At 36.0% G+C, this 8,792-nt stretch carries 10 protein-coding genes and 1 pseudogene; 3 read left to right on the top strand and 8 right to left on the bottom strand.

Translation table 11 applies throughout. The features are described 5' to 3' along the window. The 7 genes and pseudogenes from V7Z48_RS13020 to xrtF form a co-directional block, all read right to left on the bottom strand. On the bottom strand, positions 1 to 361 hold a 361-nt coding region (locus tag V7Z48_RS13020; RefSeq protein ID WP_334114035.1), incomplete at its 3' end, for a pyridoxal-phosphate dependent enzyme. 6 nt (positions 362 to 367) lie between these two features. After that, positions 368 to 551 (bottom strand): annotated as a pseudogene (locus tag V7Z48_RS13015) (heavy metal transporter); the annotation flags it as partial. Positions 552 to 702: 151 nt separating this feature from the next. After that, on the bottom strand, positions 703 to 1,053 hold the full coding sequence (locus tag V7Z48_RS13010) for a heavy-metal-associated domain-containing protein (RefSeq protein WP_334114034.1): 351 nt from the start codon (positions 1,051 to 1,053) through the stop codon (positions 703 to 705). A 19-nt stretch (positions 1,054 to 1,072) separates the two neighbouring features. Further along, positions 1,073 to 3,313 (bottom strand): TonB-dependent receptor, encoded by a 2,241-nt coding sequence (locus tag V7Z48_RS13005; protein WP_334114033.1) that lies wholly within the window; start codon positions 3,311 to 3,313, stop codon positions 1,073 to 1,075. A gap of 78 nt (positions 3,314 to 3,391) precedes the next feature. Further along, positions 3,392 to 3,769, bottom strand: coding sequence for an HYC_CC_PP family protein (locus tag V7Z48_RS13000; protein WP_334114032.1), 378 nt, complete (start codon positions 3,767 to 3,769; stop codon positions 3,392 to 3,394). An 82-nt stretch (positions 3,770 to 3,851) separates the two neighbouring features. Continuing rightward, entirely contained in the window at positions 3,852 to 4,280 is a 429-nt protein-coding gene (locus V7Z48_RS12995; RefSeq protein WP_334114030.1) for an exosortase F system-associated membrane protein, read from the bottom strand. Further along, the gene (gene xrtF / locus V7Z48_RS12990) at positions 4,273 to 4,824 is read right to left on the bottom strand and encodes an exosortase family protein XrtF (protein WP_334114028.1); all 552 of its coding nucleotides are present in this window, start codon (positions 4,822 to 4,824) and stop codon (positions 4,273 to 4,275) included. The genes V7Z48_RS12995 and xrtF overlap by 8 nt, the downstream gene beginning before the upstream one ends. A gap of 89 nt (positions 4,825 to 4,913) precedes the next feature. Here xrtF and V7Z48_RS12985 point away from each other — a divergent pair, with 89 nt between their 5' ends. Continuing rightward, positions 4,914 to 5,372 carry a GAF domain-containing protein gene (locus tag V7Z48_RS12985; RefSeq protein WP_334114026.1) on the top strand — a complete coding sequence of 153 codons (459 nt, stop codon included), beginning with the start codon at positions 4,914 to 4,916 and terminating at the stop codon, positions 5,370 to 5,372. Positions 5,373 to 5,389: 17 nt separating this feature from the next. Here V7Z48_RS12985 and V7Z48_RS12980 read toward each other — a convergent pair whose 3' ends face one another. Then, entirely contained in the window at positions 5,390 to 6,640 is a 1,251-nt protein-coding gene (locus tag V7Z48_RS12980) for an ABC transporter permease (RefSeq protein WP_334114025.1), read from the bottom strand. 141 nt (positions 6,641 to 6,781) lie between these two features. On the opposite strand from V7Z48_RS12980, the gene purH reads away from it, so the two are divergent. Further along, positions 6,782 to 8,314: a bifunctional phosphoribosylaminoimidazolecarboxamide formyltransferase/IMP cyclohydrolase gene (purH, locus tag V7Z48_RS12975; protein WP_334114023.1), complete on the top strand. Its 1,533-nt coding sequence runs from the start codon at positions 6,782 to 6,784 to the stop codon at positions 8,312 to 8,314. 62 nt (positions 8,315 to 8,376) lie between these two features. Further along, positions 8,377 to 8,792, top strand: a 416-nt coding sequence (locus V7Z48_RS12970) for a rod shape-determining protein (protein ID WP_334114021.1), incomplete at its 3' end; no start/stop codon positions are given.

Here is an 8,792-nt window from a genome sequence, read left to right as displayed (position 1 = left end):
CACAAAAATGAAGATGCGCACCCAGTAATTTATCTAATAATAAGTTCCCGTTAAATTCATCTGGTTGGTGACCACCCAATACCAAATGGCATTGCAAACCATATTGAGCGGCCGCAGCAGCCGTTTGCCTACAGTGATTAGATTGCTGAGCGCCACCGGTAATTAAAACGTCACAACCTTTTGCAACAGCATCACCAAGAAGATACTCCAGCTTTCTCGTTTTATTACCACCAAAAGCCAATCCTGTTAGGTCATCTCTTTTGATATAAATTTCTGGACCGGCCAAAAGCTTTGTGAGTGACTCTAACTTCACCAAAGGTGTTGGATAAAATCCAAGTGATATTCTTTTAAACGGTATCATATTTATCTAAAAAGCATCGAAAAATGCCATCACAACCATAATTACATTTTCGATAAAAGTAGCTTCCGCCATAGGAAGTTTTAGTGCTGTTCCTAAGCAAGCACACTGAATTTTTTTTCTCCAGTAATGTCTTGGTCACGCCAATAGTTGTAATTCCCAAAACGATACTTGTTGCAATTAATGCCATTTCTGTTTTAAATGGTATGACGCTTGCTTTTAACTGTTGAAACACAACCGCCACAAGTCATTTCTGTTATATTATAAGTATGAGTCATAGTCTCATTGTTAGGTTAATGTAATCAATAAAAAAACCGTCCTGATACAAGACGGTTTTGCAAATATTACTTATGATCGTTTTTCACAGTTTCGTCACGGTATTTGCAACACGCATGTAAGCCGTTATAAGCTTCGTCAGTGGCTTTAAAAGCTTTGGTGTCGTGACCAACATTAGCAAGACTTTTCTGAATTTCCTTAAGATTTGTTTTGCGTTCATCGAATATTAATCGCAACTCGTGGGTTTCGATACTCCAAACGGCAGATTTTACTCCCGCCGTTTTTATGGCCGCTTTCTCGATACGCGCTTTGCACATTTCGCAAATCCCATCTACTTCAATACTTGCTTTCATGTTTTTGTTTTGAGCAATGGCAGTCATTCCTAGAACCATTGCGAGCATTATTACTATGTGTTTCATGTTACTAAATTTAATATAATTAATTTAATTTATAGCGTAGTCCCGTATAATACATACTTCCAAAAATCGGTCCATACACAAAGTTAGAATCAAAATTTGAACCAAAAGGCGCATCAGGACTTAAAATTGGGTTATCCTGGCGTACATTAGTGATGTTTTCAGCACCTATGTATATTTCAAATTTTGGAGAAAACACCTTTGTAATTTGGGTGTTTAAAGTTCCAACAGTCGGTGAAAACTCGCCTAATTGAAACTGCACAGGGCTACTTTCAGTAGATGCAAATCGCTGTTTTCCTAGCCAGTTAAATGTGGCATCAAACTTCCATTGAGCGCCCTTTTCATTTGTTGGTGTTTCATAAGCAGTGTTAACAAAAATACGGTGTTGCGGTACTAAAGCTTGTTGTTTTTTCCCGCTTAAAAATGCTGTTTGAACATCGTAATATTTGTAGGCAGTTCTCAAATCAAAACCTTCAAAGGCATTGTAATTAAATTCAACTAACAAGCTATTGGCATAACTTTCGCCTTCAAGATTGTAAAAATTAATTTCTTGAGGATTTTCCCAATCTACCACTATCTGATTTTGAAAATCGGTTCGATAAAAATCTACGGTTACATCGGCACTTCTTCCAAATAAGTTGAAACCTTGTAAATAACTTATACCGTAATTCCAAGCAATTTCAGGGTCTAAACCATAGATTTCTCCACCTGCATTAAAAATATTAATTTGCCTTGAGGATGCAAATAAATTTTGATTTTCAGCAAAGATATTTGCTATTCGTTTTCCTCTTCCTATAGACCCTCTAAGCGCAGATTTACCCCATGGCGAATATTTAACATGTAACCTTGGTGTTACAAAAAGTCCTAAACGGTTATGCTGATCTACCCGAACACCAGCGGTTAAATTTAACTTTTCTAAATCATCGTAATTGTATTCAAAAAAACCGCCTACAGAATTATCGATTCTATCGAAATTATCGTCAGCAACTGTTTCTTTAAATGCATCATAAGTAAAGTTTATTCCGGTTTTGATTTTATGTCTTGAATCGGAAATGATGCTGTTATATATCAAATTACTATAAAAGCTATTGTGTTCTATATCATAAACTCTTAAACCAAAATACGACTCTTGTTTATGATGGCTAAAGGCAGTTTGAAACCCTAAGCTTTGGTACGGCAATTCAGGATTAACATAACCTAATTTGGTGCTTATTTCAAAACGATCGGTGTCGATCTCACTTCCCCAAGCATTGGTGGTTAATTTATCGGTATCTGGATTAAAACTGGTTTGTCCAGACTGTTTTCTATCATTCAAATATCGGAGGTTTATAAAACTCACAACACCTTTTTCGGCATTGGTGTACTGCCATCTATTTAAAATATTTACCTGTTTATATAATGGCATGTCTAGAAAACCATCGTCATTTACATCGTGTTTGGCGTCTAACATGCTACCATGCAAATACAAGCCGGTATGCCATTTATCTCCAACCGCAGTATTTAGATGTGTATTTAATTCAAAACGCTCATTGGTTGCTGCATAGGTATTTACAAACAATCCGTAATCGGTTGATGGCTTTTGAAGTTCGGCATTTATTTGTCCTGCTATACTTTCAAAACCATTGACAACACTTCCTGCACCTTTAGTTATCTGAATACTTTCAATCCATGTACCAGGAATAAAACTCAATCCATAAGCCTGAGAGGCGCCGCGAATAGCAGGAATGTTTTCGGTAGCTATCAATATATATGGCGTTGTTAATCCCAGCATTTTTATTTGACGGGTGCCAGAAATAGCATCGGAAAAATTAACATCTATCGATGGGTTGGTTTCAAAGCTTTCAGACAGGTTGCAACAGGCTGCCTTAAGCAATTCATCACATGAAACGGTAAAGGTATTTGTAGCTTGCAAATAAGATTTTTGTGTGGCCTGTTTTCTTGAAGTTACCGTAACCTCATCTAAATTAGCCGTTGGTTTCAGAAAGTGTTTTATAAAATTTGAATCTGAAACTTCAATAGTGTCGGTTTTAAATCCAACGTAACTGACAATAAGAAATTTATATGTACTGCTATAGGGTATTTTAAATTTGCCGTCTAAATCGGTAATACTGCCAACTGAAGTATTTTGCCAATAAACATTGGCACCCGAGAGCGGCATTTCTTCGTTGGCATTGTTCTGTTCTAAAATAACACCTTCTAACTGTTCCTGTGCACATAAACTAAAAGGAACCAAAAAAGTAAAAAACCATAGGTATTTTAACATGATATAAAATTTGATTGTTAATGAAATAGTTGCGGGATAAATCTCCCAATCCCTCTATAAAGGGGTTTCATTAAGACATCAAATTAAAAAAACTTTGTGAAGGATATGCATGTCATGCACCAAGTTTGGAGGTACATAATTATAATTTGGAAGGTTCTTTTTTGGAAGATTTTCAAATAATTGAACATAGCTAATTATGACCGCACTAAAAAATTCAGCTTGGAATTTATTGAACTCGTCATTGGAAGCTAAAAGAAGTTCGTCTTGGCCTTCAACGAAATCCACCACATCATTACAGCAGTGACTTTCTTGAGACGTTTGAACGGAACTTGAAGTGTCTGAACAACATTTATTTGCTGGTGTAAAAACGCCGACATCAACCAAAGTACCACCACAAAAATGTTTTTCTACAGTTACAGAAACCGTAGAACACAGCACCAAAAGTGCCATAAACATCGAAAGGGTTTTATTTATGATTTTAAGATTCACGGCGTAAAGGTATAAAAACGCAGCAAAACAACTGATATTTCACAATATATTAACGCTTTAGCTTGTAATAATAGAAGGCTGGAATAAATATTAATAAAAAGATTGGTTGAATTAAGAACCGTCGCACATTGAAAAACAAATAGTAATCTTCTTGTCTTGGGTTAATGACAAAGTATAAAAATGGCATTAGCAAAAACAGATAGGCAAGGATAAAAAGAAGGGCGGCAAAGCGTATCATATTCCTATCTTTAAAAAACAGATACAAAACGCCAAGTGATAACAGGCTATTGATTGCGTAGCGTAAGGTAGTAAAAAGCGTAAGTTTTAAAATTTCCCTTCTTGGAAAGTCCATGTATAAATAATCATTTTGAAAAAACAATAAATAAGGGTCGTAGAATAATTCATTTTCGAATACGCGTACCAAAACGAGTAGCCCAAATAAAATTAAAAGCAATATATACTTAAAGGGATTACTCATTTGCTTTTTGTTGTCTAGAATAATAATGCACCCACACCATCCATAGCAAGAATACCAAACCGTAAATGATTAAAGGAAAGATTACGGTGTGCAACAGTTCGCTGCGCCATGGATATTTGTATAGCCCGATGCTTAAAATGGCTATTCTAATTAAATTCACCGCATAAATAAGGGAACTGCCTGCCAAAACATAAAAAAAAGTAGCTTTAAATGAACCGGCGAAGGCCACCACAAAAGATATAAACAAGATAATAACACTCACTGAGTTACATCCCTCAACAACTCTAGCTACAAATTTATTATTAACCATAAGTTTCATAGAAGGTTCTAATTTGTGTGGTTCTATTTCGGTGGGATACCCAAAACTATTGATCATAGCGCTACTTTGTTTGGCCACCAGATTGGTTAAATAATCTGGGTAAAATTGGGAGCCATCACTAACATCGAGATAAAATTTATAGATGCCAGAACCTATTCCATAAACCAATAAAAAGGTAATTATAAATTTAATAACGAGTCTATATTTTTTAAAAATAGAAAACAATAAATTAAGGCGATTTTAGTGTTAAAGTTGCGCAAATTAACGCTTGAAAATTACGGCTTTTTAAATACTTTTGCCAAAAAAAAAATAACATGCCCTTTCAAGACTTAAAACAAAAGGTAAAAGCGATTGTTTCAGAAACCGATTTAGACAGAGACGTTAAATTACACAATATTTGCAAACTGTTGTCGGATTCAATTTCCTATTACAATTGGGTAGGTTTTTATTTTAAAAATGGCGACAAGCAAGAATTGAAATTGGGTCCTTATGTGGGTGCGCCAACCGATCATACTATTATTCCTTTTGGAAAAGGTATTTGTGGTCAAGTTGCGGTGAGTAATCAAAACTTTGTAGTGCCAGATGTTAGCGCTCAAGACAATTATATTGCCTGTAGTATAAACGTTAAGGCAGAAATCGTGGTTCCAATTTTTGTGAATAGTGAGAATATTGGCCAAATAGACATTGATTCGAATACGCCCGATCCTTTTACAGAAAAGGATGAAAGGTTTCTAGAATACATTTGTAAAAAAGTTGCAACCTTATTTGACTAGAAGGACGTTGTATTGCCTTACATTCCCGTTCTTATAGCTTCTACTGGGTCTAGCTTCGAAGCAGAGATAGCGGGCACAATCCCTGCAACCAATCCTATTATTGAGGATAGGCTGAATCCGATAACCATATTCCAAAATGATAAGACAAACTGAAATTCGCCAGAAAATTGTGAAATAACCAAGGTTGCAATCCATACGAATATCAAACCAATAATGCCGCCAACCAAGGCTAAAATAACCGCTTCAAATAAGAATTGAAGCAAAATAAATTTGTTTTTAGCACCTAAAGATTTCTGAATGCCGATAATATTGGTGCGTTCTTTCACACTTACAAACATGATATTTGCAATACCAAATCCACCCACCAATAAAGAAAAGCCACTAATAAGCCACCCAACAAAATTCATGGTTCCGATAATACCGTCAATTAGTGCAGCAAAACCAGAAATTTTATTGATAAAAAAATTGTTAGGTTCATCGGGTTTTAACCCTCTAAAAATTCTAAAATTTTGAACGAGTATCGCTTCAAATGCATTTAAATCTACGTCTTTTGCCGGTTTCAAAATAATTGCTCCGGGCAAACCGAAAGCGCCACCACTTTTAAATTGTCTAACGAAATTTACCGGAACATAAGCCTTTTCGTCGGGTGTATCAAATAAACCCGACCCATATTTTTTTAGAACGCCAATTACCAACAATTTTCTCCCATAAACGCGAACCTCCTGACCAACAGGATTGATATTTTTAAACAAATTCTCAGCAATTGAATGTCCTAAAACTATAACGGGCGAACCTGTTTCAGATTCTGCCTCAGTGTAAAAACGACCTTGCTCAATTTTAAAATCTTCAATATCATAAATGCCACTTGAAACTGCGGTAACACCAACATTTGTAACAGTTTGACCTTCATATCTAACTGATTCATTGCCGCCTAATATGGCAAAGGCAACAGCACCAATATTAGGAATATTACGCCTTACAAAATCAAAGTCGTTGTAATCTGTTTGTGGGAAATTATCACGTTGCCAGCGTGGCACCTCTGTTGGGCCAAAAGAGAATTTGGTTAGATACATGGTATTTGCGTCTAAACCCGAAAGACCTTCTTTAATATTTCGCTCCAATGAATCGACTGCGGCCAATACTGCGATGATTGAAAAAATTCCTATGGTAACACCGAGTAATGACAAAAATGTTCGCAACTTATTGTTCCTAAGAGCATTTAGAGCAAAGGCAAAACTCTCCTTTATTACTCTTAAATAAATAATCATATAGGCTAATTTTATGAAGTTAAAGATAGGACGTTTTCAACAATTGATTGTTACAAAAATCTCAAACAAAGTCACGCAAAATCCTCAATTTTAAGTCTGATAATATGTACTTTTGCACTTGAAAAATCACAACACAACCTTATGAGCAACACAAAAAAAATTTCATCGGCATTAATATCTGTTTTTAGTAAAGACGGTCTGGCACCGCTTATTAAAACCTTAAGTGACTTAAATGTTACTTTTTATTCAACCGGTGGTACCGAACAATTTATAAAAGATCTCGGTTACGATGTTGTTGCTGTAGAAGACCTTACCTCCTATCCGTCAATTTTAGGTGGTCGTGTAAAAACTTTACACCCTAAAATTTTTGGTGGTATTTTAAACCGCCAAAATGTTGAAAGTGATGTGCAAGAATTGCAAACTTATGATATTCCACAAATAGATTTGGTTATTGTTGATTTGTATCCGTTTGAAAAAACTGTGAGTTCAGGTGCCAATCACAACGATATCATTGAAAAAATTGATATTGGTGGTATTTCCCTTATTCGAGCCGCTGCCAAAAATTACAAAGATGTTATGTGCGTGGCATCGGTTGTTGATTATAACGAACTTCTTGAACTACTTCAAGAAGACAACGGAAGTATCTCAGAAGATGCACGCGCCAGATTCGCTACCAAAGCATTCAACGTATCTTCACATTACGACACTGCTATTTTTAATTATTTCAACAGCAGTAAAACAGAAACTGTTTTCAAGCTTAGTGAAACCAATGGCAAAGTGTTGCGATATGGCGAAAATCCACACCAAAAAGGTTACTTCTTTGGTGATTTTGAAGCCATGTTTACCAAACTTCACGGAAAAGAATTGAGTTACAACAACCTTTTAGATGTTGATGCCGCTGTTAATTTAATGCATGAATTTAAGAACGATGCGCCAACATTCGCAATTTTAAAACACAACAATGCTTGTGGTATCGCCACCAGAGCAAGTCTAAAAGAAGCTTATACAGATGCATTGGCCGGCGATCCTGTTTCTGCATTTGGCGGTATTCTTATATCCAATACTACCATAGATGAAGCTACCGCAAATTTGATAAATTCATTATTCTGCGAAGTGGTGATCGCACCTGCTTTTGATCCTATGGCTCAAGAAATTTTGGCCTCAAAGAAAAACCGAATTTTATTAATTCAAAAAGATGCCAAATTGCCCGATACAACGGTGAGAACTTGCCTGAATGGTGTTTTGGTTCAAGACAAAGATTTATTAACCGATTCCGTTGAAAAGTTAAGCTACCTAACTTCTAAAAAACCAAATGATCAAGAACTTGACGACTTGATTTTTGCCTCAAAAATTTGCAAACACACAAAATCAAATACAATTGTTCTGGCCAAAAACAAGCAACTTTGTGCCAGTGGTACTGGACAAACCAGCCGCGTTGATGCCTTAAATCAGGCCATTCACAAAGCGGTTTCCTTTAATTTTGATTTAAATGGTGCTGTCATGGCAAGTGATGCATTTTTTCCATTTCCCGACTGTGTTGAAATTGCTGGAAAGGCGGGTATTACATCGGTTATTCAACCTGGTGGTTCGATAAAGGACGATCTAAGCATCGACTATTGCAATGCCAATAATATTAGTATGGTATTTACAGGAATACGTCATTTTAAACATTAATTTTACTATTTTTACAACTATATCGTTATACAACTAAACCTTTCAATATTTACTAATAGCCCATGGGATTTTTTGATTTCTTTACCGAAGAGATAGCCATTGATTTAGGAACGGCTAACACCCTTATTATTCACGATGACAAAGTAGTTGTAGACGCACCATCCATTGTAGCGCGAGACCGCATCACTGGAAAGATTACCCATGTGGGACAAGAAGCCAATATGATGCAGGGTAAAACACATGAAAACATCAAAACTATCAGGCCTTTAAAAGATGGCGTTATCGCCGATTTTGCAGCTTCTGAAGAGATGATTAGCATGTTTATAAAGAATATACCAGCCTTAAAAAAGAAATGGTTTACGCCAGCCTTGCGGATGGTGGTTTGTATTCCTTCGGGAATTACAGAAGTAGAAATGCGTGCTGTAAAAGAATCGTGCGAACGCGTTAACGGTAAAGAAGTTTATTTAATTCACGAACC

The sequence above is a fragment of the Paucihalobacter sp. genome (genome assembly GCF_036825875.1).
In the GTDB taxonomy this organism is placed as follows: Bacteria; Bacteroidota; Bacteroidia; order Flavobacteriales; family Flavobacteriaceae; genus Paucihalobacter.
Note: the sequence above shows the minus strand (reverse complement) of the source record. Positions and strands in the feature narration are given on the sequence as shown.